Annotated in this window: 1 protein-coding gene; it reads right to left on the reverse strand. The window is 54.2% G+C overall.

Translation table 11 applies throughout. The annotated features are described in order from the left end of the window. On the reverse strand, window positions 1-214 hold a 214-nt coding region (locus K6T82_RS24485), incomplete at both ends, for a hypothetical protein (protein WP_223711686.1).

The following is a 214-nucleotide window of genomic DNA, read 5'->3' on the forward strand; positions in this document are numbered from 1 at the left end:
CCGTCGTTGGCGATGCTGATGCCTGTCGGAAGGTTCACTCCCTCGATCTTAACCTGACCAGGATTGCTTCCGATTACAGCCTGCACCGCGTTCAATGTATCACTGTTGATCAGCGACAACGTGGTCGTGCCTCCTGTATTTCCGTTGATAGTCCCAAGTGCATCGGCAACAGCATCGATTACCGCTGGGGCAACCGTAAGTGTCGAGATGGCAC

Origin of the sequence: Flavobacterium potami, assembly GCF_020026915.1 — a bacterium.
Classification (GTDB): domain Bacteria; phylum Bacteroidota; class Bacteroidia; order Flavobacteriales; family Flavobacteriaceae; genus Flavobacterium; species Flavobacterium potami.